The sequence below is a fragment of the Comamonas sp. HJ-2 genome (assembly GCF_053615495.1).
Map to the genome: position 1 here is coordinate 1 of NZ_JBSIFD010000072.1, position 978 is coordinate 978.

Below are 978 nucleotides of genomic sequence, written 5' to 3' on the forward strand. Positions count from 1 at the left end.
GGGAAACGCTCGGCCCAGTGACGAGCCAAATCAATACGGCGGCACACCCACACGTTGTCGTGCTTCTGGATGTGGTCGAGGAAGCGCTGCAGCGCTGTAATCCGGCCAGGACGGCCCAGCAGTCGGCAGTGCATGCCGATGCTCATCATCTTGGGGGCGTTGTCGCCGCTGGCATTGCCCTCGGCGTACAGGACATCGAATGTGTCCTTCATGTACTGGAAGAACGGATCGGCATGCGAGTAACCCTGGGGCAGGGCAAAGCGCATATCGTTCACGTCCAGCGTGTAGGGAACGATGAGCTGGTTGTGCGTCGTGCCGTCGCTCTTGGCGACCTTCATCCAGAAAGGCAGGTCGTCGCCGTAGTAATCGCTGTCGTAGGTAAAGCGACCGGCATCGGCCACGATGCGGTGGCTGTTGGGGCTGTCGCGGCCGGTGTACCAGCCCAGGCCGTGGTCGCCGCCCGCGCCGTAGATCTCTTCAAAAATGTCCACGCATTGCTGCATGTGGGCGCGCTCGATCTCCTCGGGCACGTTCTGGTAGTGAATCCACTTCAGGCCGTGGCAGGCCACTTCGTGGCCCAGCTCGTCAAAGGCCTGGGCCAGCTCGCGATGCTTTTGCAGAGCGGTGGCCACGCCGAACACGGTCAGCGGCAGACCGCGCTTCTCGAACTCTTTCAGAATGCGCCAGACGCCGGCGCGCGAGCCGTATTCATAGATACCATCCATGCTCATGTGACGGGCCGGGTAGCTGGCGGGATTGAACATCTCCGACAGAAACTGCTCGCTGCCGGGGTCGCCATGCAGGATATGGTTCTCACCGCCTTCTTCGTAGTTCAGCACGAACTGAACGGCCACGCGGGCTTTGCCGGGCCATTCGGGATGGGGCGTGTTGCGGCCGTAGCCAATCAGGTCGCGTGGGTAGGAGGCGGTGGAATCGTAAGTCATAGGGATACGGATGAAAGTGCCATCGACAAATCGT

At 61.2% G+C, this 978-nt stretch carries 1 protein-coding gene; it reads right to left on the reverse strand.

What is annotated here, in order from left to right; all coding sequences use genetic code 11:
• A partial coding sequence (gene puuE, locus ACWGXF_RS24360) for an allantoinase PuuE (protein WP_452102603.1) occupies positions 1–944 on the reverse strand: 944 nt, incomplete at its 3' end.
• Positions 945–978 lie beyond the last annotated feature (34 nt).